The sequence below is a fragment of the Arthrobacter sp. D3-16 genome (assembly GCF_054408515.1).
The window spans coordinates 1,145,659-1,166,105 of record NZ_CP096437.1; the positions used below are offsets into that span (position 1 = coordinate 1,145,659).

Sequence of the window (20,447 nt, forward strand, 5' to 3'; positions counted from 1 at the left end):
AGGGGACACCCTGGGGGTATGTCCGTCCGCTCACGTCCCGCTCCTGGTGATGCTTTCCTTCATGGACGCTTCGAATGCAGGCAAGCTGCGTTCGATCATGTCCTCGTTGGCCGTGAGGGAGATCCGGAAGAAGCCGGGTGTTTCAAAGAGCGCGCCCGGGAAAACAAAGACATTCCGGCGAACCAAAGACTCGGTGAACGCCTCATCGTCCGGAACGGGGGAGGTGGCAAACAGGTAGAACGTGCCTTCCGGCCGGTGGATGCGGTAACCCATGCCGCCCAGCGCATCCATGAGCCGGTCCCGGCGCCGCTGCAACTGGTCAACGTCGATGGTGAACTTTTCCAGTTCCGGAAGCGCGTGCTGCAGTAGGGCGTTCGGGTACACCCACCCCATCGCTACCTGCAGGCCGGTGATGGCGGGGCGCATCTCCTCACGGTGCGGCATGCTGGGCGGCAGCGCCAGGTAGCCTACCCGCTGGCCTGGCGAGAGGTGGGTTTTGCCGTAGGAATAGGCCAGCAGCGTGTGCGCATAGAACTCCACCGGACTGTGGAAGCGGAGGCCGTCGAACACAAGCCGGTTGTAGGCCTCGTCCGAGACCAGGTAAATCCGCCGGCCGATCCTCAGCGAGGCCGCCTCCAGCATTTCCGCCAGCCGGAGCAGCAGTTCGGGAGGGTAGATCCGCCCGGTGGGATTGTTGGGCGAATTGATGATCACAACCCTGGTGCGCTCCGTGATGGCAGACTCAATCGCGTCCAGGTCCAGGTCGAATGTTGTGGTGTTGACCTTTACCTTCACAGGGACGAGGCCGGCTTCAAGGATCAACGGCTCGTACAGGAACCACGGGGGCAGGCTGTAAATCACCTCATCACCCGGATCGCTGACCGTCTTCAGCGCCAGGGCAATGGCGGCAAACCCGCCGGTAGTGAGGTAGATGTCCTCCTTCCGGAACGGCACATCCAGCAGCCGACGCAGGGATTCCGCCGCGGCGTCCCGGGCGGCCTCGCCATTGGTCTGGTACGCGAACCACTGGTCGTGCTGCGGAGTAAGGGCATCCCGCAACGTATTGACGTAGCGGTCAGCCGGCATTTGGTGCGGGTTGCCGAAAGTGAAATCACAGACGTCCGACTGGTCCTTCCGGCGCAGGCTGGCCGCCGTAAAGAAGGCGTCAACGCGTTGGAAAGAGGAAATGGATGCCAGCCGTGCCGCGCGAACCGATACCGCCGAGGTTGGCCGCGGTGTGGTTGTCGGGTCTGTCATGCCAGCGCTCCTCTATTGGCCGGCCCGGGTGGGACGGCACGTCGGATGGGCAGCACGCTGCTGAGCCAGAGCTGTAGTGGGACCTATTGTGTGCCGCACTACAGCGGAAGTAAATGCCCGGGCACGAAGCGCGTGCCGCCGTCGTACGCCTTGCGGGAGTGGCGGCGCGCAAGCTACCCCAGACGCAGAAATTCCCTGGCGCTGCGGATGTATCCGCAGCTCCAGGGAATTTGGGTGTCGAAGCTGGAGGAGGGTTACTCCTCGATGTCGATGTGCGTCGGATCGAGCACCCGGCGCAGGAACTCCTTGGTCCGCGCCTGGGTGGGGGCGGAAATGACCTGCTCGGCCACGCCTTCCTCCACCACAATGCCGCCGTCCATGAACACCACGCGGTCGGCCACTTCGCGGGCGAAGCCCATTTCGTGGGTCACCACCAGCATGGTCATGCCCTCCTTGGCGAGGTTCCGCATCACGGAGAGGACATCGCCCACGGTCTCGGGATCCAGCGCCGAGGTGGGCTCATCGAAGAGCATCAGCTCCGGATCCATGCTCAGCGCACGGGCAATGGCCACGCGCTGCTGCTGGCCGCCGGAAAGCTGGTCGGGGAAACGGTCCGAGAGGTGCCCCAGTCCCACGCGCTCCAGGTTGTGCATCGACACCTTGACCGCTTCGGCCTGGGACCGCTTGAGGACCTTGGTCTGCGCGATGGAGCAGTTGCGCTTGGCGTCCAAGTGCGGGAACAGGTTGAACTGCTGGAACACCATGCCCACCTTGCGGCGCATCTTATCGATGTCCACATCGGGATCAGTGGCCTCAAAGCCGCCCACGCGGATACTGCCCTGGTTGGGCTGCTCCAGCAGGTTCACGCAACGGAGCAAGGTGGACTTGCCAGAGCCGGACGGCCCGATCAGGCACACCACTTCACCGGGAGCAACGTCCAGGCTGATGCCTTTAAGGACCTCATTGGATCCGTAGGCCTTTCGCAGGTCCTTGATCTCCACGCCGGCGGCGTGGATGGTTGCCGTGCCACCGCGGGAGTTGTTTACGACGTCGTTCATGGTCTTCGCTGCCTATCGGTTTGACCGCGCGGTGCGGCTTTCGAACTTCCGGGCCAGGAAGCTCAGGGGGATGGTGATCACCAGGTAGAAGGCCCCGGCCACCAGGAGCGGGGTCAGGCCTGCGCCGAGGCTGGAGATGCCGTCGCGGCCGAACTTGGTGAGCTCGTACTGGGAAGCGGTGAGGCCCAGGACGTAGATCAGCGAGGAGTCCTTGGTCAGCAGGATGACCTCGTTGGTCAGGGGCGGCAGGACGATCTTGAACGCCTGCGGGATGACGATGGTGACCATGGCCCGCCACTGCGGCATGCCCAGGGAGCGGGCTGCTTCCAGCTGGCCCTTCGGTACGGCCTGCAGGCCGGCACGCAGGGTTTCGGCGATGTAGGCCGAGGCCACCATGCCCAGCGAAACCATCACGATGACGGTGATGTTCCACGAGACGCCGAACGCCAGCGGAACCCCGTAGCCGAAGGCGATGAAGACCAGCAGCGCGGGGATGCCGCGGAAAAACTCGATGTAGCCGGTGGCGATCCAGCGGTACAACGGGAAGCTCGAGAGCTTCATCAGGGCCAGCAGCAGACCGCCGGAGAGGCCCACGATAAAGCCGAGGAAGGTGTAGATCAGGGTGTTCACCAGGCCGGTCATGAAGATGCCCGGGAACATGGGACCGATCTTGGCGAAGTTGAAGACGCTGTTGCCGATGGTCTCCCAGTCGGTGGCCAGGATCAGCGCGGCGATGGCCACAACAAAGATTCCGGCCTGGACATACAGGCTTACTCTGGCGCGCTGACGTGCGGTCATTGCCATGGATTGCTCACATTCGTTGTGCGTGGCAGAGGCCCCGGACGGACTGCGGTACAGCTCGTCCGGGGCCCCGGCTGCGTAGTTCTCAGGGCCGTGACTGAACCAGGGCGGGGGAGCCCCGGGCCTGCACGGCGACTACTTGACGGTGGTTGGCTACTTGGCGGCTTCGCCGAACCAGGTGGTCTTGAACTTCTCGAGGGAGCCGTCGTCGGTCAGGCGCTTGAGCGTGCCGTTGACCTTCTCAGCCATGGCGGTGTTGCCCTTCTTGATGGAAATGCCCAGCTGCTCGCCGGTGGCAAATTCCTCAACGCTCTTGAACTTGGGCTGGTCCTTGATGGCGTAGCCCAGGACGGACTGGTTGCCCAGCGCTGCGTCGATGGTGCCGGCCTCCAGGGCCTGCACCAGGAGGCCCGTGTCCTCGAACTGCTGGGCGTCGATGCCCTGCTCCTGTGCGTAGTCGGCGCCGGTGGTGGCCTGCTGGACGCCAACCTTCTTGCCCTTGGCGTCGGCCAGCCCGTTGATGCCGGAATCCTCGCTGGCTACGAGAGCCAGGTCGTCATCCAGGTACGGGGTGGAGAAGTCCATGACGGCCTTGCGGGTATCCGTGATGGAGATGGAGGAGATGCCCAGGTCGCACTGTGTCAGGGCAGTGCCGGTTTCGATGGCCTCGAAGGAGCTGTCCACGATGCTCAGTTCGGCACCGAAGTCCTTGGCGAGCTCCTTGGCGATGTCCACGTCGAAGCCGACCGTCTGGCCGTCCTTCTCGAATTCGAACGGCTCGTAGGGGATATCCGAGCACACCGTGAGTTTCCCGGCGTTGATGAGCTGGATGCCGCCTTCGGAGGCTGCCGGAGTGGAGCTTCCGCCGCCGCAGGCCGTGAGGGTGAGGGCGCCGACGGCGAACAAAGCTGCTGCCTTGGCGGTGATCTTGGCCGTGGCCAGGGACTTGAGCTGCATGTTTCTTACCTTTTGTTGCAGGAGTATGCGGTACTAAATCGGTTCATAGTGTAGCGCCGTTTAGGAGATGTGCATCACAGGAAACTTAGATTCACTATTGGATAACTAAAGTACAGCTGTTTTCAAGCCTAGGCGAAGGGGCGGTGTCCTGGATGCCGGACATCCTGCCTAAACCGGAACCTAGCTGCTGATTCCGAGCGACTCCAGCATTGGCCGGAACTTCGCCCACGTCTCGGCAAGCTCGGCCTCGGGCAGTGAGCCGTCAACGATGCCGCAACCCGCATACAGCCGTACCGTGTCGCGGGACTCGATGACGGCGCCCCGCAGTGCGATGCCCCATTCCCCGTTTCCGGCGGCGTCCAGCCATCCCACCGGCCCGGCGTACGGCCCGCGGTCCAGGTGCTCCAGCTTGCGGATCAGTGCTCCGGCCACCTGTGTGGGCGTTCCGCAGACGGCGGCTGTGGGGTGCAGGGCATTGATCAGTGCCAGGCACGTTGGGACGTGCCCCTCCACCTCGGCCAGCTCGGCCTTGACGTCCGATGCCAGGTGCCAGACGTTGGGCAGCTCCAGGATGAAGGGCTCGTCGTGGGCGTTCATGGCCTCCGAGAACGGCGCCAGCTGGGAGGTCAGCGATTGGATCGCGATCTCGTGTTCGTGCCGCTGCTTTTCCGATCCCGCCAGCACCCGCGTGGCGTAATCCATGGGAAGGCCGTCCTCGCCGTGCGCATCACGGCGGTCCAGCGTGCCGGCCAGCACGCGCGCCTGTGCGGTACGGCCCTCCACCTGGATCAGCATTTCGGGTGTGGCACCCACCAGTCCGTCCACTCCGTACGTCCAGCATTCGCGGTACCGCCTGGCGAGCTCACGCAACACCTGCGCGGCGTTCACGCCGGAGGGAACAGTGGCCACAACGTCCCGCGCCAGCACCAGCTTCTCCAGTGCGCCCGTCCGGATCTCGGCCACCCCCGCGGCCACGGCGGCCATCCAGTCCTTCTCGCTCAGCGAGCCCGTGTGCAGGGTTGCGCCGGCGGCCAGAGGCAGGGGGCGGACGACGGCGCCGCCCGCCTTGCCATGAGCGGCGCCTGGGGTGCCGTCCCCGGAAAAGTCCGCTGCCGCCGTCGTGCTTCCACCGGCGGAACCGCCGGCGAGCCAGCGGTCCAGCACGGCGAGGGTGCCCGCCTCGGTGAGAGGGCCGTCGTCGAACGTCAACTGCGTGACCCAGACCTGGCCATCACGGACGCCCACCACAATCTCGGGCACGATCAGCCGGGATTTGTGGGCGGAAGTCTTGGAAAAGGCAAAGGAGCCAAAAGCGACGGGGCCGGTCCCGGGGAGTTCCACGGAGTCCGTGATTTCCGCTTCGAGCACAAGGTGTCGCCACCAGATATCGGCTTCAAGGAAGCGTTCCGGGCCCGTGGCGGTAAAGCGTGCGATCTCCCCGAATCCCACCAGCCCAGCCTCGCGCCGGGTCCAGCAGAGTACATCGTCCCGGACCAGGAACGACGGCAGCCCCCCGGCGAATTTTTGGCCATCAAGGGGGACTGTCAAGGTGCGGAACATGCTGGTCATGATTGCTCCACGGTACCCCTATTTACCCCTCGCAAAGCGCACAAAGGAGTACTTCGAGGTACACGTACCGCGGAACCGCCGCCGCGCGTAGCCTTCAACCATGGACTCCGACGTCCGCCTCCTGAACCTTCGCACAGGAGTCAGGGTGCCGTGCCTGCTGCACGGCGGGCCGACGGCAACGCCGTTGCTGCTCCTGCACGCGTGGGGCGAATCGCGCCGCAGCTTCGACCGGCTGATCCCGCTCCTCGCCAACTACCGGATTGCCGCGCCGGACCTGCGCGGCCAGGGCGAAGCGGACAAACCAGCCAGTGGCTATTCTCTTCAGGAGCAGGCCGAGGACGTTGCAGCGATCCTCGATGCCCTGCACCTGAGTTCCGCTTCCATCCTGGGCTCCTCCAGTGGCGGCTACATCGCCCAGCAGCTTGCCGTCAGCCATCCCGAGCGGGTGGACACACTGGTCCTGGTGGGCGCGCCGCTGACCCTTAGCCGCAGGCCGGCGTTCGCTGACGAGGTGGAAGCCCTCACCGAGCCGATCGACGAGGACTGGGTGCGCGAGTCCCTCCTGTGGTTCCAGCCGGGCAGGCCGGTTCCCCAGTGGTACCTGGACGACCGCGTACGTGACGGCGTGAGGATGCCCGTGCATGTCTGGAAACTTGCCCTGGCAGGGCTCTACCGGGCGACACCGCCCCTGGACCTGGGAGCTATCCACGTGCCCACCCTCATCCTGCGGGGTGAACAGGACGATCTCCTGCCGCAGGCCGACCACGAAGTACTTGCTGACCGCATCCCGGGCTCCGTCCTGAAGATTTATCCGGGCGTCGGCCACGTGGTCCTGTGGGAGGATCCGGAGCGGGTGGCCGAGGACACCAAGGCTTTCCTGGGCTAGCTCTGTTGGCCAGCCGGGGAGCGGCGGGGCAAGGCGTGGTCGGGGCCCTCCTGAACATTTGAGACAATGACATGGTGAACCGAGCATCCTTGGATAAGCGTCCGGACGAAGTAGCCACGATGTTTGACGACGTCGCCCCCAAATACGACGTCGTCAACGATGTCCTGTCGCTGGGGCAGACCCGCCGCTGGCGCAAGGTGGTAGTGGATGCGATGGAAACCTCCAGGGGTCAGCGCGTCCTGGACCTCGCTGCCGGCACGGGTACCTCCAGCGAGCCGTATGCCGATGCAGGCATAGACGTCGTGGCGTGCGACTTCTCCCTTGGAATGCTCAAGGTGGGCAAGCGCCGCCGGCCGGACATCGACTTCATCGCCGGGGACGCCACCAACCTGCCGTTCGCCGACAACACCTTTGATGCCACCACCATCTCCTTCGGCCTGCGCAACGTCAATGAGCCGAAGAAGGCGCTACAGGAGATGCTCCGGGTCACCAAGCCCGGCGGCCGCCTGGTCATTGCCGAGTTCTCCCAGCCCGTGGTCCCGCTCTGGCGCACCATGTACACCGAATACCTCATGCGGGCCCTGCCGGCCATCGCCGTCAAGGTGGCCTCCAATCCGGATGCCTACGTTTACCTGGCCGAGTCCATCCGCGCGTGGCCGGACCAGGACCACCTTGCCGCCTGGCTGGAGGAGTCCGGTTGGGAAAAAGTCACCTACCGCAACCTCACGGGCGGGATCGTGGCGGTGCACCGCGCTTTCAAGGCGCCGGAATCAACTGCAGGCACGACTGGTGGAACGGCTGCCGCCATCGCCGCGCACAAAGGCCCCGTGGCCAAGCTGCGCCGCAACATCACCCGCTGACCGGTGAGGGTACTGATAGTCGGCGCAGGGCCGGCCGGTTCCACTGCCGCGTACTACCTTGCCAAGGCAGGCATCGACGTCGCGGTTCTGGAGAAGACGGGCTTCCCGCGCGAGAAGGTTTGCGGCGACGGCCTCACCCCCCGCGCCGTCCGCGAAATCCAGAAACTTGGCCTGCCGCACCCCGAGCTTGACGGCTGGCGCCGCAACAAGGGCTTGCGCCTGATCGCCGGGGGCCGGACCATCGAGCTGCCCTGGCCCGAGGTTTCCGACTTTCCGCAGTACGGCCTCATCCGTACCCGGCTGGGTTTCGACGAGGAGCTGGCCCGCCACGCCCAGGCGGCCGGCGCCATCATCCTTGAACGGCACAGCGTCACCGAAGCCGTGCGCAACGACGACGGCCGGGTCACCGGCGTTCACGCCGCCATCCTTGACGAGGCCGGACGCAAGACAGGGGAGACGCGCGACTTCAGTGCCGACGTCGTCCTCGCCGCCGACGGAAACTCCACCCGCACAGCCGTATCGCTCGGGATCCAAAAGCGTGACGACCGCCCCCTCGGCGTGGCTGTCCGCACCTATTTCACCTCACCTCGCACGGACGACGACTGGATGGAAGGGTGGCTGGAGCTCCCCGGCCGCGACGGCAAGCTGCTGCCGGGCTATGGCTGGGTGTTCGGCGTCGGCGACGGCACGTCCAATGTGGGCCTGGGCATCCTGAACTCCTCCAAAGAATTCGGCAAGCTCGACTACAAGCAGGTTCTCCGCGAGTGGACCGCCGGAATGCCTGCCGAGTGGGGCTTCACGCCGGAAAACCAGGTTGGGGAAATCCGCGGCGCCGCGCTGCCCATGGGCTTCAACCGCACCCCGCATTACTCACCCGGAATACTCCTGCTGGGCGACGCCGGCGGAATGGTCTCCCCGTTCAACGGCGAGGGCATCTCCTACGCCATGGAGTCTGCCCGGTTCGCCGCCGAGTTCATCATCGACGCCTCCTCGCGCGCTGCCTCCTCAGGCGGAACGTACGACGCCGATGCGCACCTCTCGCGGTACGCGGAATATGTGCGGGACCAGTGGGGATCGCACTTCACGTTGGGGCGGGCCTTCGCCGCGTTGATTGGCAAGCCCGCCGTCATGAAGCTCGCGCTGCGGACCGGCATGCCCATCCCGGTGCTGATGCGGATTGTTGTACGGCTTTTGGCCAACCTCACGGACCCCTCTGCGAAGGGCTTCGAGGACCGGGTGATCCGGGTCCTGGAGTCGCTGGTTCCGGCCACATCCAATACCCAGTCGGCTTCGAATCAGCGGTATCCGCAACAAAAAGTTAGGGTTAACCAGTGAACACCCCCGCAGACCACAGCTGGACGCACGCCGGACACGGCCTGCCGGACTCCGAACCCAGCCTCAACACCACCGCCATCGCAACGGGTTTGCAGCTGCCCGCCGGCTTCGCCGCCATCGCTGGAGATGCAGAGCTGGGTCCGGCCATCACCAACAACCTGGCGCGCGTGGAGAAGAAGCTCCGCGAGGCCATCGCCAACTCGGATCCGCTGGCTGACGCAACGTCGCGCCATCTCGTGGAAGCCGGCGGCAAGCGCATCCGGCCTCTGCTCACCCTCCTCTGCGCGCACCTTGGCGACGCATCGCTTCCCGCCGTGGTGCAGGCCGCCGTCGTGGTGGAATTGACCCACCTGGCCACCCTTTACCACGACGACGTGATGGACTCAGCTCCGTTCCGCCGCGGTGCTCCCACTGCCCACGAGGTCTGGGGCAACTCGGTGGCTGTCCTCACCGGTGACCTGATCTTTGCCCGGGCCTCGATCCTGGTCTCCGAACTCGGCTCGCGGGCGCTGGGTATCCAAGCCCGAACCTTCGAGCGCCTGTGCCTGGGCCAGCTGCACGAAACCGTGGGGCCGCGTCCGGACGAAGATCCCTTGGAGCACTACCTTTCCGTCATTGCGGACAAGACCGGCTCCCTGGTCGCAGCGTCCGGCCAGCTCGGCGCGATCTTTGCCGGAGCTGATCCCGCCTACGAGTCGGTCCTCGTGGAGTACGGCGAGAAGGTGGGTGTGGCATTCCAGCTTGCCGATGACGTCATCGACGTGACCGGCATCAAGGTCAAATCCGGCAAGTCCCCGGGGACAGACCTGCGCGAAGGTGTTCCGACGCTGCCGGTGCTGCTCCTGCGCCGGGCCGCTGCAGACGGGGACCAATCCGCCGTCGAACTTCTTAAGCTCATCGATGGCGACCTGACTTCCGACGCAGCCTTGGCCGAGGCCGTCGCTGGACTGCGTCAGCACCCGGTGACCGCGGAGTCGTGGGTTGTGGCGCGCGAGTGGGCGAATGACGCTATTGCTGCACTGGCCCCGCTGCCTGAAGGCGTGGTCAAGGAATCGCTGTCCAACTTCGCGCAGGCCGTCGTAGACCGCGCCAGCTAGTTCTTGTCTTGGGGAAGCCCGGCTCCATGGGTGGCGCCGGGCTTCTTCTTGTGTAGGCAGACGCCGCCGGGTCCCAACGCTGCCCGGCCCCAACGCTGCGAGGGAGCCGCCGTTAAACGGGACAGCCCCGGTCCGCAGCAACGATACGAGTCATCCGTTGCCGTGAACCGAGGCTATCTCTCCGTTCGCATCAGACCCGCCGGAGGCGTTTAGCGGATCCGTGAATAGCTTATGACAGCTTTGTCATAAAACGCAAGTCCCTTGTTACTGTCCGTGTCAAAGACTTTCAAACCTCTTTGGGGCACATTGCGGCGTCCGCCTGGCTTTTCCGGGTTATGAGTCGGCGCGTCCGGGTTGAAGTGCCCCATAAAGGCAGGCTTGTCCACATATTGAAGGACCACTCTGCTCCTCGCCTCCCAGCCAAGTCACCGTGAAGGCATGGATATTGAAGCTTTCCTCGGCAGGCGCGCGGGTGTAGCGCGCAATTCAACGCTCCGTCAGGCAGGATTTTCCCGAAGCAGCATTGATAAGGCTTTGGCGTCCGGCCGGATAGTGCGCCTGCGACGGGGCATCTACAGCCTGAAGCGGGAGTCGGGGGTCCTTGGCATGGCGCTGCAATACAACGCCTTGCTGACGTGCTTGTCTGCTGCACCGGAGTACGGGCTGTGGACGTTGCACAGACCAGACGCCCCACACCTGAGCCCCGGGCATAAGAGGACCCCGCCGGGTGCACTTACCCACGGGCGATGTTCACATCCACGCCACCGCTGGCTGCCGATCGCCGGGTTGGCTGACGTGCTGATCCATTCCTTGCGGTGCCTGCCAGAGATCGAGGCGTTGGTCATGGTCCAGTGTGCCGCTCAACGCGGGGACATCACAGTGGAATTCCTGTGCCGCAAGCTCCCCGGGAATCGTAATGCCCGGGCCAGGGCAGTCCTGGGCTACGTGATCCCGAGGGCCGACTCGTTGCTGGAGGTCCTGGCGAGCTATCACTTCCGGCGGGCGGGGCTGTATGTCCGCAGGCACGTGGAGGTGCCTGATGTTGGTGAAGTGGATTTCCTGGTCGAGGACTGCCTCGTGGTGGAGACCGACGGTGCCACTCACTTGGAGCCTCGCCAAGTGAAAAAGGATCGCAAGCGCAACAACGCCACCGTGGCCGGCGGTTACCTGGTTCTTCGGTTCGGCTATGACGACGTCGTTCATCACCCCGAGCGGATGGTGGAACGGGTGTTGGCGGTGCTGGAGTTGAGCCGTCGGGGAGCCTTCGGCGCCAGGTGAGCGCAGCCGTCGTGGGCTACTTTGGGCCTCGGAAACCCTGAATCGGGCTCTGCCCACGGCGGGTCTGCGTCATAGTGCCCCGCTTCGGCCGAGGCCCGGGGCGGGGCAGCAGGGTGCCCCTAGCCTTCCTCGTCCTCGAAGGCCCACTCGAACATGTCGAACACGAACTCCGAGAAGGTGCCTTCTTCGGACTTCCACTGGCCGCGGGCGTTGTTGCGGCGGTACACGATGGGATCCGGGACGCTGAGGTCGCCGACGCGGAAGCCCCAGGTGTATTCCTCTTCTTCATCCTCGAGGAACATGAGGAAGCCTTCGTCGTCAACCTCGAGCTCGTCAGGGTCCCAGAAGTAGTGGTAGGCCTCCATCAGGTCCTCGCAGCCGCCGATGGCCAGATAGAACTCGCGGAGGACCAGGGGAATCTGGAATTGGTGGTCGGCCAGGGCCTTGTCCAGCTCCTCCGGAGACAGCCCGTCCTCTTCCTGCCATTCGTCTTCGAGATACTTCGGAACAAGCGCACGGAATTTCTCGAGGAACATGTCAGTCATGCTTCATATCCTAGCTAATCGCGGGCCCGCGATTCGCCGCTGTCAACCCCTGCGCGGTGCCATCCGTTGACGGCCAGCGGGATGTACCAGGACCGCCGCCAGGCAACCACCCGGAAGGCAAAAACGAGGGCGGCCACCACGCAAGCGGTCACGGCATTAAAGGATCCGGTAACCCACAGCACCGCGGTCAGGGCGGCCCCGCTGAAGGCCGGCAGGGCGTAGAGGTCCCGGGAGTTGAACAACTGGGGCACCTCGTTGGCGGTGATGTCACGCAACAGCCCGCCGCCCACTGCAGTGGTGACGCCGAGCAGGACGGCCGCCACAGGATTAACACCGAAAGAGAGCGCCTTCAGCGTGCCCGTGATGCAGAACAGGGCCAGCCCGCCGGCGTCGAACAGGACCAGCAGCGATGTGAAGCGCTCCACGCTGGAAAACAGGAAGTAGACCAGGAAGGTGGCCAGCATCGGCGGGACGAGGTAGGCGGGATTGCTGAAGGCTGCGGGGGGCGTGGCGCCGAGGATGATGTCGCGGATGACGCCGCCGCCCAGGGACACGAGGGAAGCCAGCAGGAGCGATCCCACAATGTCGAACTGCTTCCGCGCGGCCAACAGGGATCCCGAGACAGCAAAGAAAAAGACACCCACCAGGTCCAGCCACACCAGGGCGATGTCAAAAGGGAATGTCATTGAGCGTCCAGGCGGTTTCAAAGAGGGCGGACAGGGCGGCTCCAACGTTACGCTAGCCCCTATGAACAGCCCCATCATGATCGCGTGCGCCCATGGGACATCCAGCACACAAGGCGCCGCAGAGGTCAACGCCCTGCGTGACGCCATCGCAGCGCTCCGCCCGGGCCTCGACGTCCGGGAAGCCTACGTGGATGTCCAGCAGCCGGACCTGGTGGATGTTGTTGCGGGCCTGCCCGAGGGGGAGTCTGCGGTGGTGGTGCCGCTGCTGCTGAGCGTGGGCTACCACGTAAAGGTGGACATCGCGCGGGCCGTGAAGAGCCGTCCGGGCAGTACGGCCGCGGCCCCGCTTGGACCGGATCCGCGCCTTGCCGCGCTGCTCGACGAGCGGCTGCGCGAAGCTGGAGTGACGGACCGCGACGCGATTGTCCTGGCCGCCGCCGGCTCGTCGAACCCCAAGGCAGCCGTGAGCGTCGAGGAGTTGCTGGGCCAGCTCCAGGAACTGCGGCCCAACCGGATGGTGGCCGCCTATGGTGCGTCCGCCAAGCCGTCCGTGCCCGACGCCGTCGCCATGCTTCGGGAGGAACTGGAAGGCGGTGCCGGGGCGGGGGAGTCCGCAGGAGCTGTCGACGTCGGCGGGCGGGTGGTGATTGCCTCCTACCTCCTGGCGCCGGGCTACTTCCACGACCAGCTCGCCAAGGCGGGGGCCGACCTCGTGACGGAACCGCTGCTGCCGTCGCCGGTGCTTGCGCAGATCGCGCTGGAAAGGTACGACGCCGCCGTCGCGAAGGCCCACGAAACCGTAACCGAAACCCCAACCGAAAAAGCAAGGAAGTCACCAGCTGACGCGGCAGCCGGCGGGCCTGCCGCAGCCCCGGCGGAGGCCCGGCCGGATGCACAGCAGGATGGCTTCTTCAAGGCGGTCCGGCGTTTCGTGACGAAATATTTCCCTAGGTGACTTAGCGTTTCCGGGCCTTTGTGACGCTATTCGGGCGGGACCTACAGTCGATGCATGACTGATACAGCTCTAGCCGGAGCGTCCGCGGACTCCGCCGCCGCCAAGCGCCCGGCCCGCACGTCCCGGCCCGCCGCGAAGCCGCACGGGCAGTGGAAAGTGGACGGCAAAACGCCCCTGAACGCCAACGAAACCTGGAAACAGGAAGACGACGGCCTTAACGTGCGCGAGCGTATCGAGTCCATCTACTCCAAAGAGGGCTTCGACGCCATCCCCGGCCAGGACCTGCACGGCCGGTTCCGCTGGTGGGGCCTGTACACGCAGCGGAAGCCCGGGATCGACGGCGGCAAGACCGCAACCCTTGAGCCGCATGAGCTTGAGGACAAGTACTTCATGCTCCGCGTGCGGATCGACGGCGGTGCGCTCACCACCGAGCAACTGCGCGTCATCGGCCAGATTTCCGTTGATTTCGCGCGGGACTCTGCGGACCTCACGGACCGCCAGAACATCCAGCTGCACTGGATCCGCGTGGAGGACATCCCCGAGATCTGGACCCGCCTGGAAGCTGTTGGCCTGTCCACCACCGAGGCCTGCGGCGACGTTCCCCGAGTCATCCTGGGTTCGCCCGTGGCCGGCATCGCCAAGGACGAGATCATCGATCCCACCCCGCTCATCGAGGAGTTGGGAGAGCGGTTCATCGGCAACCCGCTGCTGTCCAACCTCCCGCGCAAGTACAAGACGGCCATCACCGGCCATCCCAGCCAGGACGTGGTCCACGAGATCAACGACTTCGCCCTGGTGGGTGTCCGCCACCCCGATCTGGGCATCGGTTACGACCTCTGGGCCGGCGGTGCGTTGTCCACCAACCCGATGCTCGGCAAGCGCCTTGGCGCCTTCGTGACGCCGGAGCAGGCCGCGGATGTATGGCTTGGCGTCACCAGCATCTTCCGTGACTACGGCTACCGGCGCATGCGCACCAAGGCGCGCCTGAAGTTCCTGATGGCCGACTGGGGCCCGGAGAAGTTCCGCCAGATCCTCGAGGACGAGTACCTTGGTTACAAGCTGGCCGACGGCCCGGCCGCGCCCAAGCCCACCACTCCGGGTGACCACATCGGCGTGCACGAGCAGAAGGACGGCAAGTTCTTCATCGGCGCCACCCCGCTGGCCGGCCGCCTGTCCGGTGCGGGCCTGGTCAAGCTGGCCGACACTTTGGAGGCCCGCGGCTCCTACCGCCTGCGCACCACGCCGCACCAGAAGCTGGTGGTCCTGGACGTCGAGAAGGACCACGTGGAGCCCCTGGTGGCCGAACTGGATGCACTGGGCCTGTCCGCCCGCCCGTCCGTGTTCCGCCGCGGCACCATCGCCTGCACCGGCATCGAGTACTGCAAGCTGGCCATCGTGGAGACCAAGCACACGGCCGCCACAGCCGTGGCCGAGCTGGAACGCCGACTGGCCGACCTCGCCGCCTCCGGCGAACTGCCGCACGCGCTGTCCCTGCACATCAACGGCTGCCCGAACTCCTGCGCCCGTATCCAGACCGCGGACATCGGCCTTAAGGGCATGATGCTTCCCACGCCCGACGGCGACCCCTCCCCGGGTTTCCAGGTCCACTTGGGCGGCGGGCTGGCTTCCAACGAGCGCGAGGAGGCAGGCCTGGGACGCACCGTCCGCGGGCTCAAGGTCTATGTTGATGACCTGCCCGACTACGTGGAGCGCGTAGTCCGCACCTTCGTGGCCCAGCGCGCCGAGGGCCAGACCTTCGCCGAATGGGCCCACGCAGCAGACGAGGAGGCACTCCAGTGAGTAAGCACGCACTCGGAGTAGACCCCGTGGTTGCGCCGGCTGAGGCATCTGCCCAGGTCGAGGCGACGGTAGTTGACCTTGCGCCCGCTCCAAAGCTCCGCAGCAAGGAAGAACTGAAGGCCCTCGCTGAGGCCGGCGCTGCCGAGCTCGGCTGGGACGCCCCGGCCCGCGACGTGATCGCCTGGGTGGAGCGAAACTTCGAGCTGCCGGCGGTCGCCGTCGCCTGCTCCATGGCCGACGCCGTCCTGCCCGCCCTGGTCGCGGACCAGTTGCCCGGCGTTGACGTGCTGTTCCTGGAGACCGGCTACCACTTCCCGGAAACCTACGCCACGCGCGACGAGGTGGCGGCAAACCTCCGCGTCAACGTGGTGGACGTGCTCCCCGAGAGCACAGTGGAGCAGCAGGACCGGCTCCTGGGCAAGGACCTTTTCGCCCGCGACGCCGCCCAGTGCTGCGCCCTGCGCAAGGTGGCCCCGCTGCGCCGCACCTTGTCCGGCTACGAAGTTTGGTTTACGGGCGTCCGCCGCGAGGAAGCCCCCACGCGCACCAACACCCCGCTAGTGACCTGGGACGAGGCCAACGGCCTGGTCAAGGTCAACCCGGTGGCGGCGTGGACGTTCGACCAGCTGGTCCAGTACTCGGACGACAACCTCCTGCCCGTCAACCCGCTGCTTTCCCAGGGTTACCCCTCCATTGGCTGCCAGCCCTGCACCCGGAAGGTGGCGCCGGGCGACGACCCCCGCGCCGGCCGCTGGGCAGGCTCCGACAAGACAGAATGCGGACTACACGTATGAGCACTTCCCTAACCGAGGAGACCACCCAGGTGACAGAAGCCGCCGTTTCCACGCGCCTCTCCAGCCTGGACACCCTCGAGTCCGAGGCCATCCACATCATCCGCGAGGTTGTTGCCGAGTTCGAGAAGCCCGCACTGCTGTTCTCCGGCGGCAAGGACTCCGTGGTGATGCTGCACCTGGCCACCAAGGCATTCTGGCCCGGCAAGGTCCCGTTCCCCGTGCTGCACGTGGACACCGGCCACAACTTCCCGGAGGTCATCGACTTCCGCGACCGCACGGTGGAGCGCCTGGGCCTGAAGCTCGTGGTCGGCTCCGTGCAGGAGTTCATCGACCGCGGCGAGCTCGCCGAGCGTGCCGACGGCACCCGCAACCCGCTGCAGACCGTCCCCCTGCTGGACGCCATCCAGCAGAACAAGTTCGACGCCGTCTTCGGCGGCGGCCGCCGCGACGAGGACAAGGCCCGCGCCAAGGAGCGCATCCTGAGCCTCCGTGACGAGTTCGGCCAGTGGGACCCGCGCAACCAGCGCCCCGAACTGTGGAACCTCTACAACGGCCGCCACACCGTGGGCCAGCACGTCCGCGCGTTCCCCATCAGCAACTGGACCGAGCTGGACATCTGGCGCTACATCGAGCGCGAGAACATCGAGCTGCCCGGCCTGTACTACGCCCACGAGCGCGAGGTCTTCGCCCGCGACGGCATGTGGCGCGCAGTGGGCGAGGTGTCCCAGCCGCTGCCCCACGAGGAAGTCATCACCAAGACCGTCCGCTACCGCACCGTGGGGGACATGTCCTGCACCGGCGCCGTCGAGTCCGACGCGTACACCGTGGCCGACGTCGTGGTTGAAGTCGCCGCCTCCACCCTCACCGAACGTGGCGCCACCCGTGCAGATGACCGCATCTCCGAGGCAGCCATGGAAGACCGCAAGAAGGACGGGTATTTCTAATGACCACCGAAGCAGTTCTCCCGGCGGACCTGGAAACAGCCCTGCCCACTACCCTTTTCCGGTTCGCCACCGCAGGATCGGTCGACGACGGCAAGTCCACCTTGGTGGGCCGCCTCCTTCACGATTCCAAGGCCATCCTGGCTGACACGCTCGACGCCGTTGCCCGCACCTCCGCGGACCGCGGCTTCGGCGGAGAAAAGGGCGGCATCGACCTCGCCCTGCTGACCGATGGCCTGCGTGCCGAGCGCGAACAGGGCATCACCATCGACGTGGCCTACCGCTACTTCGCCACGGACCGCCGGAGCTTCATCCTGGCCGACTGCCCGGGACACGTCCAGTACACCAAGAACACGGTGACCGGCGCGTCCACCGCGGACGCCGTCGTCGTACTCATTGACGCCCGCAAGGGCGTCCTGGAGCAGACCCGCCGGCACTTGTCCGTACTGCAGCTGCTGCGCGTGGCGCACGTGATCGTGGCCGTGAACAAGATTGACCTGGTGGACTTCAGCGAGTCCGTGTTCCGTGAAATCGAAGCCGACGTGCAGCAGGTGGGCCGCGAGCTGGGACTCGGTGCCGATGGCATCACCGACCTGCTGGTTATCCCCGTGTCGGCGCTTGACGGCGACAACGTGGTGGACCGCTCGGAGCGCACCCCCTGGTACACCGGCCCCGCGCTGCTCGAGGTCCTCGAAACCCTCCCGGCCGCCGACGAGCTGGAAAGCCACCTGGAGAGCTTCCGCTTCCCGGTGCAGCTGGTCATCCGGCCGCAGGGCGCTCTGGCTCCCGACGCCGTCGCCGCCGGCCTCGATATAGAGGCCTACCGCGACTATCGCGCGTACGCCGGCCAGATTACCGAAGGCTCGGTCAAGGTGGGGGACAAGGTCTCCGTCCTGACCCCCGGCCAGGACCCGCGCACCACCACCGTGGTGGGCATCGACTTCGCCGGCGCCTCGCTGGAGGAAGCCGCTGCCCCGCAGTCCGTCGCCATCCGCCTGGCCGAAGAATTCGACGTCGCCCGTGGTGACACCATCGCCGCTGCCGGCACCGTCCGTGAAGCTTCGGCGGACCTGTACGCTTCACTGTGCTGGCTGTCCCCGAAGCCGCTCCGTGAAGGCGCCAAGGTGTTGGTCAAGCATGGCACCCGCACCGTCCAGGCCCTGGTGCGCAACGTTGGCGGCAAGCTGGACCTGGCCTCCTTCAAGCTGGAGCCGGCATCCACCCTGGAACTGAACGACATCGGCCACGCGCAGCTCCGGCTCGCCGCGCCGCTGCCCCTGGAGAACTACCTGCACCACCGCCGCACCGGTGCATTCCTGGTCATCGACCCGCTGGACGGCAACACGCTCGCCGCCGGACTGGTGAAGGACCACCCGGGCGACCACGAAGACGAGCGCTACAGCATCTGAAGTAGCCGGGTTCGCCGGAACCAAGCACCCGAGGCCGCCGTATAGTTACGGCGGCCTCGGTCCGTTTCCGGTGACCTTGCCGGTGGTTCCGGTCTAGTATCGGGCAGTGGGAGGCACTGCATGGAAACCATCAACAGCAAGCTGCTGAACTGGGCTTCGATCCTGGACGGCCAAACACGGGAGCAGGCCGTGATGACGTCCACGCTGCCGTTCATCTATCCGCACCTGGCGCTGATGCCCGACGCGCACCTGGGCAAGGGCGCCACCGTGGGTTCGGTTATTCCCACGCTGCACGCGATCATCCCGGCGGCCGTGGGGGTGGACATCGGCTGCGGCATGATCGCCATCCGGACGCAGTACTCGCTGAAGGACCTGCCGAAGGACCGCAAGAAGCTCCGCGAAGACATCGAGCGTGTGGTTCCGCTGTCCGCCGGGCACAACAACAAAAAAGTGCTCCCCACGGCCGAGCCCAGGATCGCTGAACTGAAGGAACTGGCGGCAAAGGCGGGCTTCAATCCCGCCCAATACGTTGCGAAGTGGGAGCTGCAGCTGGGCTCCCTGGGTTCGGGCAACCACTTCATTGAAGTCTGCGCAGACGAAGCCGACGACGTCTGGCTGTTCCTGCACTCCGGCTCGCGCGGCATAGGCAACAAGATCGCCCAGCACCATATCGGCGTCGCCCAGCACGTCTCGCGGAAGAACCAGATCCACCTGCCCCACCCGGACCTCGCTTACCTCGATGAGGGCACGCCCCAGTTCGACCGGTACATCGCGGAGCTCCGCTGGGCCCAGCACTTCGCCCTGCTGAATCGGGAGGAGATGATGGACCGCGTCAGCACGCAGTTCGGCAACTGGGTGGGCGGCCCCGTGCAGGAACGCGAGCGCATCAACTGCCACCACAACTTCACGCAGCAGGAGAGCCACTACGGCAGGTCCCTGTGGGTATCCCGGAAGGGGGCCATCAAAGCCGCGCCCGGCGATCCCGGACTCATCCCGGGTTCCATGGGGACGGCGTCGTACGTGGTGGAAGGACGCGGCAACCCCGCCTCCCTGAACTCATCGCCGCACGGGGCAGGCCGGGAGTACTCACGCAACGCGGCCCGCAGGACGTTCTCCCTGGAGGAGCTGAAGAAGGCCATGCGGGGCATCGAGTTCCGTGCCTCCGAGGCATTCATCGATGAGATCCCGGCTGCCTACAAGTCGATTGACCAGGTCATGCAGGACGCCACCGACCTCGTCACCGTCCGGCACAAACTCCGGCAGCTGATCAACGTCAAAGGCAACTGACGGGCTCGAGCTGCCCGCCTCCCGCTGCCGGCATCAGGACGCTTCCACGGCCAGCGCTGCGGCCCGCGTCCGTGCCGACTGGAGCCAGGCCCTGGCCTGGCCCGGGTCGTCAGCCGTTCCGCCGTCGGCCTTCAACTCCAGCGCCCGGTCCAGGTCCCCGGAACATGTCAGGGGCCAGACGTGGACCTCCAGGCCCGCTGCGTGCAGCTGTTCCACATGCATCGGCGCGAGGTGTTCGAATCCCGTGTAGAGCGTGCCGGCGCCGGTGATGATAAGGACGTCCTCCAGTTCCTCCTGCTGCCGCCGCGTTGTGGGAAAGCTGCTGACAATGAGTCCCTGGGGAACATGGGGCAGGTGCAAAGCAAGCAGGAAAAGCGCCTCCGGGAGGAAACTGCTGAACTTGATACGGCGGGTGCATGCCGGGACCTCAGCGAGCAGTGCGGCCAGCGCCGGGACCGCGGACGGGTCCTTAATTTCCACCTGGAGCCTGACACTCGTCAGCTCGAGGGCCTCAGCGAATGTCAGAACGGGGTGTCCCGAATCCAACTGAACCTCGTGCAGCTGGGCCAGCGTCAGCTGGGTCACGGGCGTGGCCGGGCAGGGCCCTGCCGTTGCCATCCGCTCAAGGGTGGGATCGTGAAGGACGATGGGGACGCCGTCGGCAGTAATGTGGACGTCCAGTTCAATCTCGTCGACGCCGTCGGCTTCAGCATGGCGGAAAGATGACGCGCTGTTCTCCGGTGCAAGGGCCATGGCCCCGCGATGGCCGACCACCACGAAATCCGTAGCGAGGGAGTCGGTTTGCGTGGGGTGGTCCGGAACGTTGCGCGGTAGTTGCAGAGCGGAAAGCACCTGGTTGTTGGTCACATCCAGAACCTACGAAGGCAAGGTCAACAGACAGGTGGAGCGACCTTAACGGGGTAAAAACATCT

At 65.7% G+C, this 20,447-nt stretch carries 19 protein-coding genes and 1 pseudogene; 12 read left to right on the forward strand and 8 right to left on the reverse strand.

The window, feature by feature from the left end; genetic code table 11:
* Positions 1-30: 30 nt before the first annotated feature.
* From M1D32_RS05510 to M1D32_RS05530, 5 genes are all read right to left on the reverse strand, one after another.
* The gene (locus M1D32_RS05510) at positions 31-1,257 is read right to left on the reverse strand and encodes an aminotransferase class I/II-fold pyridoxal phosphate-dependent enzyme (protein WP_458781328.1); all 1,227 of its coding nucleotides are present in this window, start codon (positions 1,255-1,257) and stop codon (positions 31-33) included.
* 254 nt (positions 1,258-1,511) lie between these two features.
* Positions 1,512-2,315: an amino acid ABC transporter ATP-binding protein gene (locus tag M1D32_RS05515; protein WP_458781329.1), complete on the reverse strand. Its 804-nt coding sequence runs from the start codon at positions 2,313-2,315 to the stop codon at positions 1,512-1,514.
* Positions 2,316-2,327: 12 nt separating this feature from the next.
* The gene (locus tag M1D32_RS05520) at positions 2,328-3,119 is read right to left on the reverse strand and encodes an amino acid ABC transporter permease (protein WP_458781330.1); all 792 of its coding nucleotides are present in this window, start codon (positions 3,117-3,119) and stop codon (positions 2,328-2,330) included.
* A 150-nt stretch (positions 3,120-3,269) separates the two neighbouring features.
* On the reverse strand, positions 3,270-4,073 hold the full coding sequence (locus tag M1D32_RS05525) for an ABC transporter substrate-binding protein (RefSeq protein WP_458781331.1): 804 nt from the start codon (positions 4,071-4,073) through the stop codon (positions 3,270-3,272).
* A 180-nt stretch (positions 4,074-4,253) separates the two neighbouring features.
* Positions 4,254-5,642 carry an isochorismate synthase gene (locus tag M1D32_RS05530; protein WP_458781332.1) on the reverse strand — a complete coding sequence of 463 codons (1,389 nt, stop codon included), beginning with the start codon at positions 5,640-5,642 and terminating at the stop codon, positions 4,254-4,256.
* A 100-nt stretch (positions 5,643-5,742) separates the two neighbouring features.
* Here M1D32_RS05530 and M1D32_RS05535 point away from each other — a divergent pair, with 100 nt between their 5' ends.
* The 6 genes and pseudogenes from M1D32_RS05535 to M1D32_RS05560 all read left to right on the forward strand — a co-directional run bounded on the left by M1D32_RS05535 (position 5,743) and on the right by M1D32_RS05560 (position 11,098).
* On the forward strand, positions 5,743-6,528 hold the full coding sequence (locus M1D32_RS05535) for an alpha/beta fold hydrolase (RefSeq protein WP_458781333.1): 786 nt from the start codon (positions 5,743-5,745) through the stop codon (positions 6,526-6,528).
* A gap of 74 nt (positions 6,529-6,602) precedes the next feature.
* Positions 6,603-7,388 (forward strand): demethylmenaquinone methyltransferase, encoded by a 786-nt coding sequence (locus M1D32_RS05540; RefSeq protein ID WP_458782109.1) that lies wholly within the window; start codon positions 6,603-6,605, stop codon positions 7,386-7,388.
* A 3-nt stretch (positions 7,389-7,391) separates the two neighbouring features.
* Complete coding sequence (locus tag M1D32_RS05545) at positions 7,392-8,723, forward strand: geranylgeranyl reductase family protein (protein ID WP_458781334.1); 1,332 nt, start codon at positions 7,392-7,394, stop codon at positions 8,721-8,723.
* Positions 8,720-9,820, forward strand: a complete 1,101-nt coding sequence (locus tag M1D32_RS05550; protein WP_458781335.1) for a polyprenyl synthetase family protein — start codon at positions 8,720-8,722, stop codon at positions 9,818-9,820. Before M1D32_RS05545 ends, M1D32_RS05550 begins: the two co-directional genes overlap by 4 nt.
* A gap of 438 nt (positions 9,821-10,258) precedes the next feature.
* A pseudogene (locus M1D32_RS05555) lies at positions 10,259-10,342 on the forward strand (hypothetical protein); the annotation flags it as partial.
* 321 nt (positions 10,343-10,663) lie between these two features.
* Positions 10,664-11,098, forward strand: coding sequence for an endonuclease domain-containing protein (locus tag M1D32_RS05560; protein ID WP_458782110.1), 435 nt, complete (start codon positions 10,664-10,666; stop codon positions 11,096-11,098).
* Positions 11,099-11,217: 119 nt separating this feature from the next.
* Here the strand turns inward: M1D32_RS05560 and M1D32_RS05565 are convergent, their stop codons facing one another.
* A complete protein-coding gene (locus M1D32_RS05565) occupies positions 11,218-11,643 on the reverse strand; it encodes an SMI1/KNR4 family protein (RefSeq protein WP_163161658.1) in 426 nt (141 codons plus the stop codon).
* Positions 11,644-11,657: 14 nt separating this feature from the next.
* Complete coding sequence (locus tag M1D32_RS05570; protein WP_458781336.1) at positions 11,658-12,329, reverse strand: trimeric intracellular cation channel family protein; 672 nt, start codon at positions 12,327-12,329, stop codon at positions 11,658-11,660.
* Between the two features lie 61 nt (positions 12,330-12,390).
* Between M1D32_RS05570 and M1D32_RS05575 the strand changes: the two genes are divergently transcribed.
* From M1D32_RS05575 to M1D32_RS05600, 6 genes are all read left to right on the forward strand, one after another.
* Positions 12,391-13,284 carry a sirohydrochlorin chelatase gene (locus M1D32_RS05575; RefSeq protein ID WP_458781337.1) on the forward strand — a complete coding sequence of 298 codons (894 nt, stop codon included), beginning with the start codon at positions 12,391-12,393 and terminating at the stop codon, positions 13,282-13,284.
* 54 nt (positions 13,285-13,338) lie between these two features.
* A complete protein-coding gene (locus tag M1D32_RS05580; protein ID WP_458781338.1) occupies positions 13,339-15,084 on the forward strand; it encodes a nitrite/sulfite reductase in 1,746 nt (581 codons plus the stop codon).
* The gene (locus M1D32_RS05585; RefSeq protein WP_458781339.1) at positions 15,081-15,878 is read left to right on the forward strand and encodes a phosphoadenylyl-sulfate reductase; all 798 of its coding nucleotides are present in this window, start codon (positions 15,081-15,083) and stop codon (positions 15,876-15,878) included. Before M1D32_RS05580 ends, M1D32_RS05585 begins: the two co-directional genes overlap by 4 nt.
* Entirely contained in the window at positions 15,875-16,822 is a 948-nt protein-coding gene (cysD, locus tag M1D32_RS05590) for a sulfate adenylyltransferase subunit CysD (RefSeq protein WP_115526347.1), read from the forward strand. The genes M1D32_RS05585 and cysD overlap by 4 nt, the downstream gene beginning before the upstream one ends.
* Positions 16,822-18,228: a sulfate adenylyltransferase subunit 1 gene (locus M1D32_RS05595; protein WP_458781340.1), complete on the forward strand. Its 1,407-nt coding sequence runs from the start codon at positions 16,822-16,824 to the stop codon at positions 18,226-18,228. Before cysD ends, M1D32_RS05595 begins: the two co-directional genes overlap by 1 nt.
* A gap of 120 nt (positions 18,229-18,348) precedes the next feature.
* Complete coding sequence (locus tag M1D32_RS05600) at positions 18,349-19,515, forward strand: RtcB family protein (RefSeq protein WP_458781341.1); 1,167 nt, start codon at positions 18,349-18,351, stop codon at positions 19,513-19,515.
* A gap of 33 nt (positions 19,516-19,548) precedes the next feature.
* On the opposite strand, the gene M1D32_RS05605 is transcribed toward M1D32_RS05600, so the two are convergent.
* Positions 19,549-20,382 carry a glycerophosphodiester phosphodiesterase gene (locus tag M1D32_RS05605; RefSeq protein WP_458781342.1) on the reverse strand — a complete coding sequence of 278 codons (834 nt, stop codon included), beginning with the start codon at positions 20,380-20,382 and terminating at the stop codon, positions 19,549-19,551.
* Between the last annotated feature and the right edge of the window lie 65 nt (positions 20,383-20,447).

What these genes read in the sequence shown, in the direction of transcription:
- M1D32_RS05525 (WP_458781331.1), bottom strand. Translation starts at nt 4,073, where the DNA reads ATGCAGCTCAAGTCCCTGGCCACGGCCAAGATCACCGCCAAGGCAGCA.
- cysD (WP_115526347.1), top strand. Translation starts at nt 15,875, where the DNA reads ATGAGCACTTCCCTAACCGAGGAGACCACCCAGGTGACAGAAGCCGCC.
- M1D32_RS05580 (WP_458781338.1), top strand. Translation starts at nt 13,339, where the DNA reads ATGACTGATACAGCTCTAGCCGGAGCGTCCGCGGACTCCGCCGCCGCC.
- M1D32_RS05570 (WP_458781336.1), bottom strand. Translation starts at nt 12,329, where the DNA reads ATGACATTCCCTTTTGACATCGCCCTGGTGTGGCTGGACCTGGTGGGT.
- M1D32_RS05560 (WP_458782110.1), top strand. Translation starts at nt 10,664, where the DNA reads ATGGTCCAGTGTGCCGCTCAACGCGGGGACATCACAGTGGAATTCCTG.
- M1D32_RS05530 (WP_458781332.1), bottom strand. Translation starts at nt 5,642, where the DNA reads ATGACCAGCATGTTCCGCACCTTGACAGTCCCCCTTGATGGCCAAAAA.
- M1D32_RS05510 (WP_458781328.1), bottom strand. Translation starts at nt 1,257, where the DNA reads ATGACAGACCCGACAACCACACCGCGGCCAACCTCGGCGGTATCGGTT.
- M1D32_RS05600 (WP_458781341.1), top strand. Translation starts at nt 18,349, where the DNA reads ATGGAAACCATCAACAGCAAGCTGCTGAACTGGGCTTCGATCCTGGAC.
- M1D32_RS05535 (WP_458781333.1), top strand. Translation starts at nt 5,743, where the DNA reads ATGGACTCCGACGTCCGCCTCCTGAACCTTCGCACAGGAGTCAGGGTG.
- M1D32_RS05575 (WP_458781337.1), top strand. Translation starts at nt 12,391, where the DNA reads ATGAACAGCCCCATCATGATCGCGTGCGCCCATGGGACATCCAGCACA.
- M1D32_RS05515 (WP_458781329.1), bottom strand. Translation starts at nt 2,315, where the DNA reads ATGAACGACGTCGTAAACAACTCCCGCGGTGGCACGGCAACCATCCAC.
- M1D32_RS05595 (WP_458781340.1), top strand. Translation starts at nt 16,822, where the DNA reads ATGACCACCGAAGCAGTTCTCCCGGCGGACCTGGAAACAGCCCTGCCC.
- M1D32_RS05565 (WP_163161658.1), bottom strand. Translation starts at nt 11,643, where the DNA reads ATGACTGACATGTTCCTCGAGAAATTCCGTGCGCTTGTTCCGAAGTAT.
- M1D32_RS05520 (WP_458781330.1), bottom strand. Translation starts at nt 3,119, where the DNA reads ATGGCAATGACCGCACGTCAGCGCGCCAGAGTAAGCCTGTATGTCCAG.